We start from the raw sequence: 18,438 nt of genomic DNA, 5'->3' as shown, positions 1-18,438 counted from the left end.
GGCTTCCATTTCTCGGGCGTTCCGCCCACTGCCTCAAGCAAATTCAATGAAAAAGAAGGACATTGAGATTTTCGATGTCATGTCGCTGCGCGGCCCGAATATGTGGACATATCGGCCCGTGCTGGAGGCATGGGTCGATATCGGGGAACTGGAGGACTTTCCCTCCAACACGATTCCGGGGTTCTACGAGCGCCTGTCGGCATGGCTGCCCTCGCTGATCGAGCATCGCTGCAGCATCGGCGAGCGCGGCGGCTTCCTGCAGCGCCTGAAGGAAGGCACCTGGCCCGGCCATATCCTGGAACACGTGACGCTTGAGCTGCAGAACCTGGCGGGCATGCCCGGCGGCTTCGGCAAGGCGCGCGAGACTCCGGTGCGCGGCGTGTATAAGGTGATCGTCCGTGCCTGGCACGAAGAAGTCACCCGCGCCGCCCTGTTCAGCGCGCGCGACCTGGTCATGGCCGCGATCGAGGACCGTCCCTTCGACGTCCCCGCCGCCGTGGACAACCTGCGCCGCCTGGTCGACGAGCACTGCCTCGGCCCCAGCACCGCATGCATCGTCGATGCCGCCGACGACCGGGACATCCCCGCCATCCGCCTGTCGGACGGCAACCTGGTCCAGCTGGGCTATGGCGCGCGCCAGCGCCGCATCTGGACGGCCGAGACCGACCGCACCAGCGCCATCGGCGAAAGCATCTCGCGCGACAAGGACCTGACCAAGAGCCTGCTGGAGTCGTGCGGCGTGCCGGTGCCGGAAGGCCGCATGGTCGACTCGCCGCAGGACGCCTGGGACGCCGCCGAAGACATCGGCGTGCCGGTGGTGGTGAAGCCCTACGACGGCAACCACGGCCGCGGCGTCTTTACCAACCTGGTCACCCGCGAGGAAGTCGAGACTGCCTACGCCGTGGCTCTGGACGAAGGCAGCGGCGTCATCGTCGAGCGCTTCATCCCCGGCAACGAACACCGCCTGCTGGTGGTGGGCGGCCGCATGGTTGCCGCCGCGATGGGCGAGACCGCCTGCGTGGTCGGCGACGGCAAGTCCACCATCGACGAGCTGATCGAGCTGCAGATCAATTCCGATCCGCGGCGCGGCAGCACCGAAGATCACCCGCTGAACCGCGTGCGCCTGGATTCCGCCGCGCGGCTGGAGCTGAAGCGCCAGGGCATGGATGGCAGCTCGGTGCCGGCGGAGGGCCGCACCGTGCTGATCCAGCGCAATGGCAACGTCGCCTTTGATGTGACCGACCGCGTCCACCCGAGCGTGGCCGCGCATGCATCGCTGGCCGCGCGCGTGGTCGGACTGGACATCGCCGGCGTGGACCTGGTGGCCGAGGACATCTCGCGCCCGCTGGCCGAACAGCGCGGCGCCATCGTCGAGGTCAACGCCGGTCCCGGCCTGCTGATGCACATCAAGCCGGCCGAAGGCACGCCGCGTCCGGTTGGCCGCGCCATCGTCAACCACCTGTTCCCCGAGTCCGAGCACGACGACTGCGGGCGCATCCCGGTGGTCGGCGTGACCGGCACCAACGGCAAGACCGTGGTGGCGCGCCTGGTCGCGCGCCTGCTGCAGCTGTCGGGCAAGCATACCGGCCTGGCCAGCAGCGACGGCCTGTTCCTGGACCGCCGCCTGGTGCAGGGCGGCGACCGCGCCAACTGGGACGCCGGCCACCGCATCCTGATGAACCGCGCGGTCGAGGCCGCCGTGTTCGAGAACGACAGCGGCAGCATCCTGTCCGAAGGCCTGGTCTATGACCGCTGCCAGGTCGGCGTGGTCACCAACTTCGACCAGCCCGACCACCTCGGCGACTACTACGTCGAGGACGAGGACCGCATGTACAACGTGCTGCGCACGCAGGTCGACGTGGTGCTCAAGGACGGCGCCGCGGTGCTGAACGCGCGCGACGAGCGGCTGGTCGAGATGGCCGAGCTGTGCGACGGCGACGTGATCTTCTTCGGCCTGACGCCCGAGCTGCCCGCGATCATGTCGCATCGCGCCGCAGGCAAGCGCGCGGTGTACGTGCGCGAAGGCAAGATCGTGCTGGCCGTCGGCAGCAAGGAAACGCCGCTGGTCGACGTAGCCGCGGTGCCGCTGACCTACGCCGGCCGCGTGGCGTTCCAGGTCGAGAACGTGCTGGCGGCCGTCGCCGCGGGCTGGGCGCTGGGCATCTCCAACGACCTGATCCGCGCCGGCGTGGTGACGTTCGACGTCGGCCAGGTCGACGTGCCCGGCCGTTTCACGCTGTTCGAGCGCAACGGCGCCACCGTGGTCGTCGATGACGCCCACAACGCGCCCGCGCTGGAAGCGCTGGCGGCCGCGCTGGACCGCTTCCCGTCCGAACGCCGCATGGTCGTCTACGGCGCCGGCGTGCAGCGCCGCGATGAAGACCTGGTGCGCCAGGGCAAGGTGCTGGGCCAGCATTTCGACCGCGTCTTCCTGTGCGAAGACCGCAGCGTCAAGCGCGACCTGCCCGATGCCGAGGCGCGCGCGCTGCTCAAGCAAGGGCTGTACGAAGGCCGCCGCGTGACCAAGATCATCGACGAAGGCGCACGTGCCAATGCCATCGAGACCGCGCTCGGCCAGCTGGTGCCGGGCGACCTGCTGGTGCTGCAGTGCGACGAGGCCGCCACCGCGGCCACCGTCGACCTGGTGCACCACTGGATGGGCCAGCCTGCGCGCCGCGCCTGACGCGGCGCCCGAACACAGCGCATAGAAGACACGGAACCGTTCCATGGAAGTCTCCCGTATCCGGGCCCTGCGGGGCCCGAACCTGTGGTGCCGCCACACCGCCATTGAAGCCATCGTGGCCTGCCAGGACACCGCCGACATGCTGTCGGACCTGCCCGGCTTCGAAGACCGGCTGCGCGCGCGCTTTCCCGAGATCGGGCCGCTGCGCCCGGACGAGGAATCGGGCGAGCTCTCGCTCGCGCACGTGCTCGAAGTCGCCGCGCTGCGCCTGCAGGCGGCCGCCGGCTGCCCGGTCACGTTCAGCCGCACCGCGCAGACGGTGGAGCCCGGCACCTACCAGGTGATCGTGCAGTACAGCGAGGAAGAAGTCGGCCGGCTCGCGTTCGGGCTGGCCGAGGCCCTGTGCCTGGCCGCGCGCGACGACTCCGCCTTCGACCTGGCCGACGCGCTGCATCGCCTGCGCGACCTGGACGAAGACGTGCGCCTGGGGCCCAGCACCGGCTCGATCGTCTACGCCGGCGTGGCGCGTGGCATCCCCTACCGGCGCCTGACGCAGGGCTCGATGGTGCAGTTCGGCTGGGGCAGCAAGCAGCGCCGCATCCAGGCCGCCGAGACCGACCGCACCAGCGCCGTGGCCGAATCGATCGCGCAGGACAAGGAACTGACCAAGAGCCTGCTGCACGCCGCCGGCGTGCCGGTGCCGCTGGGCCGCTCGGTGCGCAGCGCCGAGCAAGCCTGGGCCGCCGCGCAGGAAATCGACGCCCCGGTGGTGGTCAAGCCGCGTGACGGCAACCAGGGCAAGGGCGTGGCGGTGCGGATCCGCACCCGCGAGGAAGTGATGACGGCCTACGAGGTCGCCTCGGACATCAGTTCCGACGTGATCGTCGAGCGCTACATCCCCGGCCATGACTTCCGCCTGCTGGTGGTCGGCAAGCAGCTGGTGGCGGCCGCGCGCCGCGACCCGCCGCAGGTGACCGGCGACGGCGTGCACACCGTGCGCCAGCTGGTCGAGGAAGTGAACCGCGATCCGCGCCGCGGCGAAGGCCATGCCACCTCGCTGACCAAGATCCGCTTCGACGATATCGCGCTGGCCGTGCTGGCCAAGCAGAACCTGACCGCCGACTCCGTGCCGGCCAAGGGCACGCGCGTGGTGCTGCGCAACAACGCCAACCTGTCCACCGGCGGCAGCGCCACCGACGTGACCGACGACGTCCACCCGGACATCGCCGCGCGCGCCGTGGCCGCGGCGCAGATGGTGGGCCTGGACATCGCCGGCGTCGACGCCGTGTGCGAGACCATGCTCAAGCCGTTCGAGGAACAGGCCGGCGGCATCGTCGAGGTCAACGCCGCGCCGGGCCTGCGCATGCACCTGCAGCCCTCGTACGGCAAGGGCCGCGCGGTGGGCGAGGCGATCATCTCGACCATGTTCTCCGATGGCGACGATGGCCGCATCCCGGTGGTGGCCGTCTCCGGCACCAACGGCAAGACCACGACGGTGCGCCTGATCACCCATATCATGGCCACCAGCGGCCTGCGCATGGGCATGACCGGCACCGACGGCGTCTATATCCAGGGCGAGCGCATCGACACCGGCGACTGCAGCGGCCCGCGCAGCGCGCGCAACGTGCTGCTGCACCCCGATGTCGACGCGGCCGTTTTTGAAACCGCGCGTGGCGGCCTGCTGCGCGAAGGCCTGGCCTTCGACCGTTGCGACGTGGCCGTGGTGACCAACGTCGGCGAAGGCGACCACCTGGGCCTGTCGTACATCAATTCGGTGGAAGACCTGGCGGTGCTCAAAAGCGTGATCGTGCAGAACGTCGCGCCGCACGGCATGGCCGTGCTCAACGCCGGCGACCCGATGGTGGTGCGCATGGCCGACGCCTGCCCCGGCAGCGTGACCTTCTTCGCGCACGATCCGAACCAGCCGGCGATGGCCACGCACCGCGCGCAAGGCAAGCGCGTGGTCTTTGTCGACGGCGCCGAGATCGTGGCGTCGGAGGGCGATACCCAGGTGCGCATCGCGCTGGCGGAGATCCCGCTGACGCGCAACGGCACCATCGGCTTCCAGGTCGAGAACGCGATGTCGTCGATCGCCTCGGCGTGGGCGCTGGGCATCGACTGGGCCATCATCCGCCGCGGCCTGGCCACCTTCGTCAACGACGCCGCGACGGCTCCCGGCCGCTTCAACGTGTTCGACTACAAGGGCGCCATGCTGATCGCCGACTACGGGCACAACCCGGACGCGATCCAGGCATTGTGCACCGCGGTCGAGACCATGCCGGCCGGCCGCCGCGTGGTCGTGATCAGCGGTGCCGGCGACCGCCGCGACGAGGACATCCGCCGTCAGACGCAGATCCTGGGCGGCGTGTTCGACGAAGTGGTGCTGTACCAGGACCAGTGCCAGCGCGGCCGTGCCGACGGCGAGGTGCTGGCGCTGCTGCGCGAAGGCCTGCAGGGCGCGCAGCGCACCAGCCAGGTCGAGGAAATCCGCGGCGAATTCCTGGCCATCGATACCGCGTTGTCGCACCTGAAGCCGGGCGACCTGTGCCTGGTCCTGGTGGACCAGGTGGAAGAGGCGCTGGGGCATATTGCCGGGCGCATCGCGCAGGGCTGAGCGCGCGGGCCGGCAACGGCCCGCATTGCCGAAAAGAAGAGCCAGCTCTCCGGAGCTGGCTCTTTTGCTTTGGCAGCGGCGCGGCTCAGTGCCTGCCCGGCAGCGACAGCTTGCGCTCCAGCATATGCTGCAGCCCGGACAGCCCGGTGCTCAACACCCAGTAGATCGCCGCCACCGCCAGGTACAGCGGCAACGGCTGGTATGTCGCTGCGATGACCTCCTGCGCGGTGCGCAGCAGTTCGGTCACCGTGATCACCGACACCAGCGACGTATCCTTGATCAGGCTGATCAGGCTGTTCGACAGGCTCGGCACTGCCAGCCGCAGCGCCTGCGGACCGACCACGTAGCGCAGCGCCTGTGCCGGCGTCAGCCCCAGGCTGTATGCCGCCAGCCATTGGCCCCGCGCCACGCCGAGGATGGCGCCGCGCATGCTTTCCGACAGGTACGCCCCCACGTTCAGGCTCAGCGTCAGCACGCCGGCCGGCGTGGGCTCCAGCGCGATGCCGACGCCCGGCAGCCCGTAGTACACGACGAAGATCTGCACCAGCAGCGGCGTGCCGCGCATGATGCTGACGTAGGCGCGCGCCACCGCCTTGAGCGCGCGGCTGTGGCTGATGCCCATCAGCGCGACCACGGTGCCAAGCACCAGTCCGAACACCATCGACCACAACGCGAACTTGATGGTCAGCAGCGTGCCCTGCAGCAGCACGGGCAGGGAATCGATGACGAGCTGGAGAGCGGACATGGGCGTGGCGGCGGACTGAAGGTAATAAAACAAAGCGGCGCGGCAGCCCTGCAGGCCGCCGCGCCGCGACATGATACCGCCCGCCTCGCGGGCCGGCTTAGTTGATCCGCTTACTTGATGCGCTTACTTGATGCGCTTAGTTGACCGGCTTACTTGACCGGCTTGCCGGCGGGCTTGGTCACGTCGGTGCCAAACCACTTCACCGACAGCTTGCCAAGCGTGCCGTCCTTGCTCAGGTCTTCCAGCGCGTGGTTGATGGCCTGCGCGAACTTGGGATTGTCCTTGCGGAACGGGATGGCCACCTGCGTGGTCGCGCCCGCCACGATCGCGCCCGCCCGCAGCGGCAGGTTGGCGGTCTTGACCAGGTAGGCGACCATGAGCCGGTCATTCAGCGCGGCGTCGACGCGCTGTGCCGCCAGGTCGCGCAGGTACTCGGGCGCGCCGGGATAGGTCTTGACGTCGATGCCGGCCACCGACTTGGCCAGCTCGTTGTAGTTGCTGCCCAGGCTGACGCCGAGCTTGTGGCCCTTCAGGTCTTCCAGCGACTTGAACTGGCGCTTGTCGTCCTTGCGCTGGATCAGCTGCGCATCCGAGTAGACGTAGGGCGTGGAAAAGTCCAGCACCTGCTGGCGCTGCGGCGTGACGTTGACCTGGTTGACGATCACGTCGAACTTGCCCGCCTGCAGTCCGGCAATGATGCCGCTCCATTCAGTGGTGACGAACTCGGGCTTGACCCCCAGCTTGCCTGCGACCGCGCGCGCGACATCGACGTCAAACCCTTCCAGCTCGTTCTTGGCGCCGCGGAAGCCGAACGGCGGGTACGTGCCCTCCAGCCCGATCTTGAGCACGCCGGCCTGCTTGACGGTGTCGAGCAGGTCGGCGGCATGGGCCGCGGTGGCCGCCAGGCCGGCCCCCGCCATCAGCGAGGCCGCCAGCAGCGACTTGAACCAGCCAGTACGAATCGATCGCATATGTTCTCCAGTGGATGCGGATAGGCAGTAAGTGGGCAGGCAACGCCGGCTGGCCTCTCGTGGACGCCTGCCGGCCGGTTGTGCTGCTATGAGCCTATATCGGGCTCTACACTACCGCAAACGCTATCAATGGCGAAATAACGATTCATTATGGCTATATAACCGCCGGGGCGATGCATACGCCACGGCGGCACCGCCCCGCCCGCCTACTGATAGGCCTTGTCGTTGGGCGCCGCGAACAGTGCCTTCATGTCGGCCGACAGCGGGTAGTTCATGTTGATGTTGCGCGGCGGGATCGGCGCCATGAACCACTTGTTGTAGAGCTTCTCCGCGCGGCCAGTGGTCTGCAGGTCGGCGATCACGCCGTCGGCCAGCTTCTTGAACGAAGGATCGTCCTTGCGGAACATGCAGGCGTAGTTCTCGGTCTGCAGCGGCGCGCCAACCACCACCCAGTCGCCGGCGCTCTTGGCCTTGGTGCGCTCGCCGTACAGCAGCGGCTCGTCCATGACGAAGGCAGCGGCGCGGCCGCTTTCCAGGATCAGGAAGGACTGGCCATGGTCCTTGGTGCTGATCAGGTTCATGTTCATCGCCTTCTCGCCGTTCATCTTGACCAGCAGGCGCTCGCCGGTGGTGCCGGCAGTGGTGACCACGTTGCGGTCCTTCAGGTCGGTGAACTCCTTCACGCCCGAGTCCTTCCTGGTCAGCATCTTGATGCCGTAGACGAACAGGCTGTTGGAGAACGCCACCTGCTTCTGGCGCTCCAGGTTATTGGTGGTGCTGCCGCATTCGATGTCGATGGTGCCGTTCTGTACCAGCGGAATGCGGTTCTGCGAAGTGATCGGTGTCAGCCGCACCTGCAGGTTCGGCATCTTCAGCTCGCTCTTCACCTTGTCGACGATCTGCAGCAGGATCTCGTGCGAGTAGCCCATCACCTCCTTGCCGTCGGTGTACGAAAACGGGATCGACGATTCGCGGTAGCCCAGCGAGATCACGCCGCTGTCCTTGATCTTCTTCAGCGTGTCGCCGTCGGCAGCCTGGGCCGCGCCGGCGGCCAGCAACAGCGTGGCAGCCGCGAGCATACGTCGGGTGGCAAGGCGGGTGTGCAATGGTTTCATGTCGCGCTCCTTGTAGTGGGGCTTGGTCATTGAGGCTCGTTTTCTCGAGGTAATGCGGTAATGCGAACTCATGGGTACTGCAGGAACCATTGCTTCATGCCGCTGCGCTACGCGCGCGCGGCATCGAAATCCGCGGCGTCGAGGGCCGGGCGCCGCCCCGCCAGCCGGTCGGCCAGCAGGCCGGCGCTGCCCATCGCCAGCGTGAAGCCCAGCGCGCCATGGCCCAGGTTCAGCCACAGGCCCGACACGCGCGACGGCCCGATCAGCGGCAGCCCGTCCGGCGTGGCCGGGCGCAGGCCCGCCCACGGCTGCAGATGCGCCAGCGGCAGGTCCGGCACGATGCCGTCGAACAAGGCGCGCGTCTGCGCCACCAGCGTGCCGACCCGCTCCGGGTCGATGCGGGTGCCGCCGCGCACCAGGTCGGCCATGCCCGCCACCCGCAGTGTATTGCCGATCCGCGCGTAAACGATCTTGTTGGCGAAATCCGTCACGCTGATATGCGGGGCGCGCGCGCCACTGGCCAGCGGTACGGTGATGCTGTAGCCCTTGAGCGGCCACAGCATCGGCCGCACACCCAGCGGACGCAGCAGCGGCACGCTGCCGATGCCGCCCGCGACCACGACCACGTCGGCCGGCACCTCGCCGGCATCGGTGCGCACCCCGGTCACGCGTCCGCCCTGCTGCTGCAGTCCGTGCACCACGGTGCCGAAGCGCAGCGACACGCCAGTGCGGCCGCCGCCGTGTTGCAGCAACCGTGCCAGCGACACGCAGAAGCGGTGGCAGTCGCCCACCTCCTCGCTCGGCGTATAAATGGCGCCGGCGATCTCTTCGCGGATGCCGGCCAGCGCGGGCTCCAGCGCGACGCAGGCATCGCGGTCCAGCGCCTGCTGCTCGCAGCCCAGGCTGGCCTGGTAATCCAGCAGCCGGCAGGCCGAGGCGAACGCCGCTTCGTCGCGGTGCACCACCAGCTTGCCGCGCCGCGCAAAATCGAAGCCAAAGCCGCTGTCCTCGTGCTCGTGCTGCGCCACGAACGCCTGCAGCTGGTCGCGCGAATAGAAGCCCAGGCGCAGCAGCTTGCGCGTGGTGGCCTCGCTGGTGCCGGCATTGCAGGCGCCCATGAAGGCCGCCAGCCAGCGCCATTGCGCGGGATCGGCCACCGGGCGGAAGCGCATCGGCGAATCGCGCCGCAGCAGCCAGCCCGGCACCTTGCCCATCACGCCCGGCCCGGCCAACGGCGCCACGTAGCTGTAGCTGAGCTGCCCGCCGTTGGCAAAGCTGGTTTCCTCGCCGGGACCCTGGTGCCGTTCCAGCACCGTCACCTCATGCCCGTCCTGGGCCAGGCGCCACGCCGTTGTCATGCCGACCACCCCGGCGCCCACGATCACTACCCGCATTGACTTCCTTGTTGCATCAAAAGACCGATGCCAGAGGGTAGATCAGCGGGGCCGGCTTGCCCAATGCGAATACGTGCCAGAATATGTCTTCAGGCTATGGATGGCCTGTGCCTATCGTTCCAGACGTCCCTAATTCCAGACGCCCTAAGCCAATGCGCCTGCGCCAGATCGAGGTTTTCCGCGCCGTAATGCTGACCGGCACCGTCAGCGAAGCCGCGCGCCTGCTGCACGTGTCCCAGCCCGTGGTCACGCGCGTGCTGCAGCATGCCGAGGCCTCGCTCGGCTTCCGCCTGTTCGAGCGCGTGCGCGGGCGGCTGCAGCCGACTCCCGAGGCCAACGCCTTGTACGGCGATGTCGAAAGGCTATACGGCGAGATCGAGCGCGTGCGCCGCGTCTCGGAAAGCCTGCGCCACAAGGGCGCCGGGCGCCTGCGCGTGGCGGCCACGCCGAGCCTGGCCAACCCGCTGCTGGTGCCGGCGGTGCGGCGCTTCTGCGCGCGCCACCCCGACACCCAGGTGCAGGTGCTGACCCACCATACCGACGAGATCGTCGGCGCGCTGCTGGCCAACCAGATCGACCTGGGTTTCGCCTTCTCGCCGCCGCGCCACGAGGCCATTTCCAGCGAACCGGTGGCCAGCGGCCGCATGTTGCTGGCGGTGCCGCGCGGCCAGCCGCTGCCCGCCGCGGGACGCCGCCGCCAGGTGCCGATGCAGCGGCTGATGGATCGCCCCTTCATCGGCTATGACGACAACAGCTCGCTCGGCCTGCTGGTGCGCCAGACGCTGGCGCGGCACGCGCTCGAGCCGCGCTCGACGCTGGAGGTGCAGACCTATTCGCTGGCGCTGGCGCTGGTCGATGCCGGACTTGGCCTGACGCTGCTGGACCAGTACACCGCGCTCAGCGCCAATCCTGGCCATGTCGCGCTGCATGACGTGGCGCCGGAACTGCCGTTCGAGATCCAGATGCTGCGCGCCAGCCACCGCGCCGGTTCCAGCCTGGCCGACGACCTGCGCGTGCAGTTTGCGCAGGCCGCGCAGGAACTGGCGGCAACGCTGCCGCAACGGCTGGAAGCGCCGGTGGTCAGCCTGGACGGCGCACTGCCGGGCGGCGCCAGGGTGCGCACGGCCATACTGGAATGACGGCCGCGCCGGCGCCGATTTGACAGCTTATTTGACAGCTTCACAGGCGGTGCACCATCATCAAGCCGCCTGCACTCGCTGGCCGCATGCGCCACACCGCCTATGTTCGTCCTGACCCTGACCGCCCTTGTCCTGGTCAGCGCCTTCTTCTCCATCTCCGAGATCGCGCTGACCGCCGCACGCCGCACCAAGCTGCAGGTCTTGTCCGAGCGCGGCGATGGCCGCGCCACGCGCGTACTGCTGCTCAAGGAAGAGCCAGGGAATTTCTTCACCATCGTGCAGATCGGCGTCAACAGCGTGGCCATCCTCGCCGGTATCCTCGGCGAGAAGCACGTGTCCGACCTGCTGCTGGAAACGCTGTCGCCGTATATGCAGGTGGTCCACGCGCAGCGCGTGGCCAATATCGGCTCGTTCCTGATCGTGACGCTGCTGTTCATCCAGTTTGCCGACCTGATCCCCAAGCGCATCGCGATGACATTCCCCGAAGCGTGCGCGCTGGCCGTGATCGACCCGATGCTGACGCTGCTGCGCGTGCTCAAGCCACTGGTGTGGGTCTTCAACGCCGCCGCCGATGCCGCGCTGCGGCTGCTGCGCCTGCCGACCAAGCCGGTCGACCAGATCACCACCGAGGACATCGCCGCCATGGTCGATGCCGGCGCCGAGGCGGGTGTGCTGCACAAGCATGAGCTGCACCTGATCGAGAACGTGTTCGAACTCGGCTTCAAGGGCATCACCGCGATCATGACGCCGCGCGACGACGTGGTCTGGCTGAGCCTGGACGAGCCCGCCGACAGCGTGCGGCGCAAGCTGGTCAACCAGCCGCATGCGCAATACCCGGTGTGCGGGCACGACCTGGACGATGTGCAGGGCTATATCGATTCCAAGGACATCCTGCAGCTGCTGCTGGCCGACGAGAGCGCCGCGGTCATCGGCAATATCGGCCGCCACCATGACAAGAACGTGCTGGTGATCCCCGACACGCTGACGCTGTCCGAGGGACTGACGCGCTTCCGCGAGATGCACCAGAACTTTGCCGTGGTGATGAACGAGTACGGGCTGGTGGTGGGCATCGTCACGCTCGACGATATCGTCGGCGCGCTGATGGGCGACATCCTCTATTCCAGCGAAGACGAGCAGATCGTGCGCCGCGACGACAGCTCGTGGCTGGTCGACGGCCTGACGCCGCTGGTGGACCTGAAGAAAGCGCTGGAACTCGATGCCCTGCCCGGCGAGGACTATGTCGACACCGCCGGCGGGCTGGTGATCTACGCGCTCAAGCGCATCCCGAAGAAATCCGAGTCGATTACCGTGGCGGGCTATCGCTTTGAAGTGCTGGACATCGACCATCACAAGATCGACCAGCTGCTGGTATCGCGCCTGCCCGCGCCAGAAGAGCCTGCTGCGCGGTAACCGTAGCTGTAACCGCGCCTGCCTGCCGATAACGCTCCAGCGTATCCGGCATGCGGAACCAGGCCACGTAGCCGAACGCCACCACCACCGTGGCTGCCGCCACCGCGCCGAGCCGCCACGGCGCCACCGCATCCCGGGGCGCCGGCGCATGCAGCGTATGGTAGGCGGTGCCGAGCAACGCGATCCAAGCCAGTCCCAGCGCGTAGCCCGCGGCCACGTCGGACAGCCAGTGCATGCCCAGGTACAGCCGCGACACCCCGATCGCCGCCACCGCCACCGCGGTCAGCGCCAGCACCGGGATGCGCACGCGCCATGGCTGGCGCAGGCACAGCAGGAACGCCAGGAAACCGTACGTCACCATGCTGCTGGTGGCGTGGCCGCTGGGAAAGGAATACGACTCCAGCCCGCTGTAGATGCTGGCCGGCCGCACCCGCGCCATGCCGAGCTTGAGCGCCATCACGCAGGCGCGCGCGCCAAGCAGCGCCGCGGACCAGTACAGCGCCGTGACCCACGCGCGCAGCCACCACAGCCACGCGAACACCGCCACGCCGACCGCGACCGAGATGCGCGCACCGCCCAGCTCGGTCACCGCGACCATGGCGATATCGAGCCAGTCGCGGCGCCATGCGCGCCCCTGCGCGAACACAAGCTGGTCGAGACGGACCACTTCGTCGCCCTGCGCGATTTCGGCGGCGAGCCAGAACAGCGCTGCCCCGCAAGCCAGCAGCGCGGCGCCGGCCACGAGCACCAGCAGCAATTCGGCGATATCGCGTTCCAGCACGCGCAGCGTCAGCGCGCTCACGCGGCGCGGGCGATCCTGTGCGGCCACGCGCGTCGACAAGGCACCGGCGCCCCAGACGCGCATGCCGTCGAGCCAGCGCACCAGCGGGCGCAACAGCGCCACCAGTAGCGGCACCAGGCACAGCAGCAACACCGTGGCGAGCGTGAACAGGCCGAGCAAACCCAGCGCCGTCCCGGGCGTCAGCCAGGCATCGGCAACCGTGCCCACGCGCGCCGGCAGTTCAGGCACGCGCAGCCTGCGCGCCGCCGATGCGCGCGATATTGGCGCGCGCGGGCGCCTCGCAGTCGGCAAAGGGCGGCGTCAGGAACAGCCGCGGCCGCTGCGCCAGCTCGCCCAGGAAGGCCGCGCGCCGGCGCCCGAACTCCGCCAGCAGCGCATCGCCCTGCAAGCCGGTGCGCGCGGCCAGCATGGCGCGGTTCTCCGCGAAGACATCGGCGCTGTGGGCATCGAATACGTCGGGAGGCGCGGCCAGCCGGAACAGGTCGAGATCGAGCACGCTGTCCGCGCCGTCGATGGTCGGCGTATGCGTGCGCGTGTCGCGCACGATCTGCGCGGCACGATCGAGCGCCGCGCGCTCCAGCGCCGGTGCAATCGTCTCGATCAACGCAGCTGATGCCGATTCGTTGTGCTCGCAGCCCGGCACATAGACCGCGTCGTGGCACAGCACCGCCAGCGCCTGCGCCGGATCCAGCGCGACGCCGCGCGTGTGGGCGACTTCGAACATTTCCAGGATATGGCGGGGGCCGTGGTAGTGCCGGTACGGCGTGTCATGCAGCCCCAGCACATCCAGCACCGTCTTGCGCGGCAGGAAGTCGAGGCAGGCCAGCGCCGCGGGCCAGTCCGGGGCGAAGCGCGGTACCTCTCCATGCGGCGTCGCCACGGGCTCGCTGAACACGTCGGCGCGGCGCACCCAGAGCAATGCGGGATCGCGCAGCGCGCGATAGACGACTGCCGGCGCGAGGTCGGCCTCCAGGCGTCCGATACCGACCACCGCATAGGTACCGCCCTTGTGGTGGCGGTACGGCATACCGGCAATCAGATTGGGGTCGTCGGGAAGTTCCGCGGGGTCGCCGTGGAATTCGGCAGGCGTGGGGGATGGCTGTGTCATCGGTGGCCTCGTTCATGGCGGTCCGCTGGATCGCCATGATAGTGCACCGCCAGGCGCTGGCAGCGATGAAACCGACCGCCGGAAAAAACAAAACCGACGCTCACTTGCGTGGGCGTCGGCCTGAGTTTTACTACACTGTTGTTGCCTGTCCGGTGGTCGAGACCGGGCAGCTTCTTGTCTGGCGGAGAGGGTGGGATTCGAACCCACGGTACCGTCGCCGGTACGCCTGATTTCGAGTCAGGTACATTCGACCACTCTGCCACCTCTCCGGTAACTGCTTTGCCGTGTGGCGAAACCGAGATTATAGCCACACCGCACCGGCCAGCGCAAGAGGCCGGAAACAGATTTTTTACAGCTCCGGTTCCAGACGAGTGACGCCGCCCATGTAAGGCTGCAGCGCGGCCGGCACCGTGACCGAGCCGTCGGCGTTCTGGTAGTTCTCGAGGATGGCCACCAGCGTGCGGCCCACGGCCAGGCCCGAGCCGTTCAGCGTGTGCACCAGCTCCGGCTTGCCCTGCCCCGCGCGCATGCGTGCCTGCATGCGGCGCGCCTGGAAGTCGCCCATGTTCGAGCACGAGCTGATCTCGCGGTAGGTGTTCTGCGCGGGGATCCACACTTCGAGGTCATAGGTCTTGGTGCTGCCGAAGCCCATGTCCCCCGTGCACAGCACGATGGTGCGGAACGGCAGTTCCAGCTTCTTCAGGATCGCCTCGGCGTGGGCGGTCAGTTCTTCCAGCGCGTCGAACGATTGCGCGGCCGGAACGATCTGCACCATCTCGACCTTGTCGAACTGGTGCTGGCGGATCATGCCGCGCGTGTCCTTGCCGTACGAACCTGCTTCCGAGCGGAAGCACGGCGTATGCGCGACGAAGCGCAGCGGCAGCTTCTCGCCGGCGACGATGGCGTCGCGCACGATATTGGTCAGCGGCACCTCGGCGGTCGGGATCAGGTAGAAGTTTTCGATGCGCTCGCCTTCCTCGCTGCCGACCTTGCGCGGCACCTTGAACAGGTCTTCCTCGAACTTGGGCAACTGGCCGGTGCCGCGCATCGACGCGGCGTTGACGATATACGGCACGTACATTTCGGTATAGCCGTGTTCCTGCGTATGGGTGTCGAGCATCAGCTGCACCAGCGCGCGGTTCATGCGCGCCACGCCGCCGCGCAGCATCGAGAAGCGCGAGCCGGTCACCTTGACCGCGGTATCGAAGTCCAGGCCCAGCTTTTCGCCCACGTCGACGTGGTCGCGCACGGCAAAGTCGAACTGGCGCGGCTCGCCCACGCGGCGCACTTCGACGTTCTGGGTCTCGTCATTGCCCACCGGCACGCTTTCGTGCGGCAGGTTGGGGATCGACAACATCAGCTCCGCCAGATGCGCCTGGATCTCGTCGAGCCGCGCGGCCGAGGCCTTGAGTGTGTCGCCGATGCCACCGACTTCGGCCATCACGGCCGAGGCGTCCTCGCCCTTGCCCTTGAGCATGCCGATCTGCTTGGACAGGCTGTTGCGGCGCGCCTGCAGTTCCTCGGTCTGGGTCTGCAGTTGCTTGCGTTCGGCCTCGAGTGCCTGGAACGCCGCCACGTCGAGTTGGAAGCCGCGCGTGGCAAGGCGTTGCGCCACGGCGTCGATGTCTTTGCGGAACAGCTGGATGTCGAGCATGTTGCTTGAGGTGAAGTGCAGGGCCAGCGACATGCCGGCGGACCCGCCATTTTACTGCACCCGCATGGGCCGGGACGAGCGAACTGGCGGCGGAAGACGCCGCTGGCCTGCGGAAGCTACTGGTCCTTGCCGCCGCCCTTGTCACCGTCCTTGCCAGCTTTCTCCCGCGCTTTGACCGCGCGCTGCTCGCGATGCCAGGCGTCGTCCAGCTCGCGCAGGTGGCGCAGCTTCTCGGCGATCTTGCCTTCCAGCCCGCGCGGCACCGGCTGGTACCAGCCCTGCGCCTTCAGGTCGTCCGGAAAATAGTGCTCGCCGGCGGCGTAGCCTTCGGGCTCGTCGTGCGCGTAGCGGTAGGCATGGCCGTAGCCAAGCTCCTTCATCAGCCTTGTCGGCGCATTGCGCAGGTGCACCGGCACCGCTCGCGACTTGTCCTTGCCGACGAAGGCGCGTGCCGCGTTGTACGCGTTGTAGCCGGCATTGGACTTGGGCGCGATGGCCAGGTAGATCAGCGCCTGGCCCAATGCGAGTTCACCCTCAGGCGAGCCCAGCCGCTCATAGGTCTCGGCCGCGTCCAGCGTGATGCGCGCGGCGCGGGGATCGGCCAGCCCGATGTCTTCCCACGCCATGCGCACGATGCGCCGCGCCAGGTAGCGCGGATCGGCGCCGCCGTCGATCATGCGGCAGAACCAGTACAGGGCAGCGTCGGGGTCCGAGCCGCGCACCGACTTGTGCAGCGCGCTGATCTGGTCGTAGAAGGCATCGCCGCCCTTGTCGAAGCGGCGCAGGTTTTCCGACAGCGCGCTGCCCAGCAGCGCGGTATCGATCTGCGCGGCGCCGGCGGTGCGCGCGGCACGCGCCACGATCTCTATGTTGTTCAGCAGCTTGCGCCCGTCGCCATCGGCCGAGGCCACGATCAGCTGCAGCGCCTCGTCCTGCCACGCGATGCCGCCGAGCTCTTCGCTGGCGCGCAGGGCCAGCTGCGTCAGCTCGGCATCGTCCAGGCTCTTGAGCACGTAGACCGCCGCGCGCGACAGCAAGGCGCCGTTGACCTCAAAGGATGGATTCTCGGTGGTCGCGCCGATGAAGGTGAACAGCCCGCTCTCGACGTGCGGCAGGAAGGCATCCTGCTGGCTCTTGTTGAAGCGGTGCACCTCGTCGACGAACACCAGCGTGCGCCGCCCGTGCGCGCGGAACTGCTCGGCGCGCTCCACCGCCTCGCGAATGTCCTTGACGCCCGACAGCACCGCCGACAGCGCGATGAACTCGGCGTCGAAGGCATCGGCCATCAGCCGCGCCAGCGTGGTCTTGCCCACCCCGGGCGGGCCCCACAGGATCATCGAATGCGGCTCGCCCGACTCGAACGCCACGCGCAGCGGCTTGCCCGGGCCCAGCAGGTGCTGCTGCCCGATCACCTCGTCGATGGTGCGCGGGCGCAGGCGCTCGGCCAGCGGTTGCCGGGAACGGTCAGGGGTATCGGAGAACAGCGAGTCCGCCACGTCATCAAACCTTGCGATTGCAGAACGCCACAGTGTAGACCATCGGCGCCCCGCGCCTGGTGCCGGGCCAGGGCGCCGGGCTAGGCGGCAAAGGCGACCACGTCCTCGATCTCCACGCGGATGCCGATGCGCTCGCCCACCGCGTGGTTGTGGTGCGAGGGCACCAGCGCCAGCACCCGGCCGCCGCTGGCCAGCCGCAGCGTGTACAGGATCTCGGCGCCCCGGAAGGCCTTGTGCACCACCTCCGCCTGCATCGGGCTGGCGTCGTCGTGGACGATGTCGTCAGGACGTACCAGCACGTCGACCGGGGCATCCGCGGGCAGCTGCAGGGGCACCGCCGGGTGCAGCATGCCCAGCTCCACTTCGATCCGCCCATCGCCGCGCAGGTGCCCCGGCATCAGCACCCCCTGCCCGATAAAGCCGGCGACGAAGCGCGATGCCGGGCGGTGGTACAACTCGTGCGCACTGCCCCACTGCTCGATCACGCCGTCATGCATCACGCCGATCTCGTCGGCCATGGCAAAGGCCTCGTACTGGTCATGCGTAACCAGGATGGCGGTGGTGCCTTGTGCCTTCAGGATCGCGCGCACTTCCAGGCTCAGGCGCTCGCGCAGATCGACATCGAGGTTGGAGAACGGCTCGTCGAGCAGCAGCAGTTCGGGCCGCGGCGCCAGTGCGCGCGCCAGCGCCACCCGCTGCTGCTGGCCGCCCGAGAGCTCGTGCGGATACTTGCGGCCCGAGCCGGCAAGCCCGACCAGCTGCAGCACCTCTTCCACCCGCTCCGCACGCTCTGCACGGCCGGCGCGGGTCAGACCGAAACCGACGTTGGCGGCCACGTCCAGGTGCGGGAACAGCGCGTAGTCCTGGAACACCATGCCGATGCGGCGCTGCTCCGGCGGCACCAGCGCGTCCGACGACGACACGGTCCTCCCGTCCAGCACAATGCGGCCGTCCTGCAACGGCTCGAAGCCGGCGATGGCGCGCAGCACGGTGGTCTTGCCGCAGCCGCTGGGGCCCAGCAGGCAGGCGATGTTGCCGCGCGCCAGCGCAAACGACAGGCCCTTGACCACTGCTTGCCGGCCGAACGCATGCCGGATACGGTCGACCTCGATGACGGCGGCGCTGGCGGCAGCCTCGTGGGTGCCGCTGCGAGCCATCGGCCGCGTGCGTGCCTGGGCTTCGGGTAATCGGGAATAGGAATCGGTTCGCATGTGCGCATTATAGGGACGTGGCGCCGCGCCGCGGGGCCCTCTCGTGTCGGCATTGCTAGAATGCGGCAGCCCGCTGCCGCGCCGGCGCCACATTGT

At 68.4% G+C, this 18,438-nt stretch carries 13 protein-coding genes and 1 tRNA gene; 4 read left to right on the top strand and 10 right to left on the bottom strand.

The annotated features are described in order from the left end of the window. Nucleotides 1-46 precede the first annotated feature (46 nt). Nucleotides 47-2,683 carry a cyanophycin synthetase gene (cphA, locus tag E1J61_RS10580; RefSeq protein ID WP_133093997.1) on the top strand — a complete coding sequence of 879 codons (2,637 nt, stop codon included), beginning with the start codon at nt 47-49 and terminating at the stop codon, nt 2,681-2,683. Nucleotides 2,684-2,726: 43 nt separating this feature from the next. Then, complete coding sequence (cphA, locus tag E1J61_RS10575; RefSeq protein ID WP_133093996.1) at nt 2,727-5,297, top strand: cyanophycin synthetase; 2,571 nt, start codon at nt 2,727-2,729, stop codon at nt 5,295-5,297. Between the two features lie 85 nt (nt 5,298-5,382). Here the strand turns inward: cphA (E1J61_RS10575) and E1J61_RS10570 are convergent, their stop codons facing one another. From E1J61_RS10570 to E1J61_RS10555, 4 genes are all read right to left on the bottom strand, one after another. Next, complete coding sequence (locus E1J61_RS10570) at nt 5,383-6,042, bottom strand: amino acid ABC transporter permease (RefSeq protein WP_133093995.1); 660 nt, start codon at nt 6,040-6,042, stop codon at nt 5,383-5,385. A 149-nt stretch (nt 6,043-6,191) separates the two neighbouring features. Then, nucleotides 6,192-7,013 carry a transporter substrate-binding domain-containing protein gene (locus E1J61_RS10565; RefSeq protein ID WP_133093994.1) on the bottom strand — a complete coding sequence of 274 codons (822 nt, stop codon included), beginning with the start codon at nt 7,011-7,013 and terminating at the stop codon, nt 6,192-6,194. Between the two features lie 206 nt (nt 7,014-7,219). Then, nucleotides 7,220-8,128 (bottom strand): glutamate/aspartate ABC transporter substrate-binding protein, encoded by a 909-nt coding sequence (locus E1J61_RS10560; RefSeq protein ID WP_133094231.1) that lies wholly within the window; start codon nt 8,126-8,128, stop codon nt 7,220-7,222. Nucleotides 8,129-8,235: 107 nt separating this feature from the next. After that, on the bottom strand, nt 8,236-9,522 hold the full coding sequence (locus E1J61_RS10555; protein ID WP_133093993.1) for a D-amino acid dehydrogenase: 1,287 nt from the start codon (nt 9,520-9,522) through the stop codon (nt 8,236-8,238). Nucleotides 9,523-9,674: 152 nt separating this feature from the next. Between E1J61_RS10555 and E1J61_RS10550 the strand changes: the two genes are divergently transcribed. Both E1J61_RS10550 and E1J61_RS10545 read left to right on the top strand, forming a co-directional pair. Further along, the gene (locus tag E1J61_RS10550) at nt 9,675-10,661 is read left to right on the top strand and encodes a LysR family transcriptional regulator (protein ID WP_133093992.1); all 987 of its coding nucleotides are present in this window, start codon (nt 9,675-9,677) and stop codon (nt 10,659-10,661) included. A gap of 102 nt (nt 10,662-10,763) precedes the next feature. After that, a complete protein-coding gene (locus E1J61_RS10545; protein ID WP_133093991.1) occupies nt 10,764-12,071 on the top strand; it encodes a hemolysin family protein in 1,308 nt (435 codons plus the stop codon). Here E1J61_RS10545 and E1J61_RS10540 read toward each other — a convergent pair. The 6 genes from E1J61_RS10540 to E1J61_RS10515 form a co-directional block, all read right to left on the bottom strand. Next, entirely contained in the window at nt 11,965-13,101 is a 1,137-nt protein-coding gene (locus E1J61_RS10540; protein ID WP_133093990.1) for a phosphatase PAP2 family protein, read from the bottom strand. The two genes, E1J61_RS10545 and E1J61_RS10540, sit on opposite strands and share 107 nt — an antisense overlap. After that, on the bottom strand, nt 13,094-13,981 hold the full coding sequence (locus E1J61_RS10535; protein WP_133093989.1) for a DUF1653 domain-containing protein: 888 nt from the start codon (nt 13,979-13,981) through the stop codon (nt 13,094-13,096). Before E1J61_RS10535 ends, E1J61_RS10540 begins: the two co-directional genes overlap by 8 nt. Before the next feature lie 179 nt (nt 13,982-14,160). Next, nucleotides 14,161-14,250 (bottom strand) — tRNA-Ser (locus tag E1J61_RS10530). A gap of 80 nt (nt 14,251-14,330) precedes the next feature. After that, entirely contained in the window at nt 14,331-15,635 is a 1,305-nt protein-coding gene (gene serS, locus E1J61_RS10525; protein WP_133094230.1) for a serine--tRNA ligase, read from the bottom strand. A gap of 116 nt (nt 15,636-15,751) precedes the next feature. Continuing rightward, nucleotides 15,752-17,131 (bottom strand): replication-associated recombination protein A, encoded by a 1,380-nt coding sequence (locus tag E1J61_RS10520; RefSeq protein WP_133093988.1) that lies wholly within the window; start codon nt 17,129-17,131, stop codon nt 15,752-15,754. 80 nt (nt 17,132-17,211) lie between these two features. Next, nucleotides 17,212-18,342, bottom strand: a complete 1,131-nt coding sequence (locus tag E1J61_RS10515; protein WP_133093987.1) for an ABC transporter ATP-binding protein — start codon at nt 18,340-18,342, stop codon at nt 17,212-17,214. Nucleotides 18,343-18,438 lie beyond the last annotated feature (96 nt).

The sequence above is a fragment of the Cupriavidus sp. L7L genome, from assembly GCF_004353535.1.
GTDB lineage: Bacteria > Pseudomonadota > Gammaproteobacteria > Burkholderiales > Burkholderiaceae > Cupriavidus > Cupriavidus oxalaticus_A.
This window is presented reverse-complemented; position numbering and strand designations above follow the sequence as displayed.

What these genes read in the sequence shown, in the direction of transcription:
- cphA (WP_133093997.1), top strand. Translation starts at nt 47, where the DNA reads ATGAAAAAGAAGGACATTGAGATTTTCGATGTCATGTCGCTGCGCGGC.
- cphA (WP_133093996.1), top strand. Translation starts at nt 2,727, where the DNA reads ATGGAAGTCTCCCGTATCCGGGCCCTGCGGGGCCCGAACCTGTGGTGC.
- E1J61_RS10570 (WP_133093995.1), bottom strand. Translation starts at nt 6,042, where the DNA reads ATGTCCGCTCTCCAGCTCGTCATCGATTCCCTGCCCGTGCTGCTGCAG.
- E1J61_RS10565 (WP_133093994.1), bottom strand. Translation starts at nt 7,013, where the DNA reads ATGCGATCGATTCGTACTGGCTGGTTCAAGTCGCTGCTGGCGGCCTCG.
- E1J61_RS10560 (WP_133094231.1), bottom strand. Translation starts at nt 8,128, where the DNA reads ATGAAACCATTGCACACCCGCCTTGCCACCCGACGTATGCTCGCGGCT.
- E1J61_RS10555 (WP_133093993.1), bottom strand. Translation starts at nt 9,522, where the DNA reads ATGCGGGTAGTGATCGTGGGCGCCGGGGTGGTCGGCATGACAACGGCG.
- E1J61_RS10550 (WP_133093992.1), top strand. Translation starts at nt 9,675, where the DNA reads ATGCGCCTGCGCCAGATCGAGGTTTTCCGCGCCGTAATGCTGACCGGC.
- E1J61_RS10545 (WP_133093991.1), top strand. Translation starts at nt 10,764, where the DNA reads ATGTTCGTCCTGACCCTGACCGCCCTTGTCCTGGTCAGCGCCTTCTTC.
- E1J61_RS10535 (WP_133093989.1), bottom strand. Translation starts at nt 13,981, where the DNA reads ATGACACAGCCATCCCCCACGCCTGCCGAATTCCACGGCGACCCCGCG.
- serS (WP_133094230.1), bottom strand. Translation starts at nt 15,635, where the DNA reads ATGCTCGACATCCAGCTGTTCCGCAAAGACATCGACGCCGTGGCGCAA.
- E1J61_RS10515 (WP_133093987.1), bottom strand. Translation starts at nt 18,342, where the DNA reads ATGCGAACCGATTCCTATTCCCGATTACCCGAAGCCCAGGCACGCACG.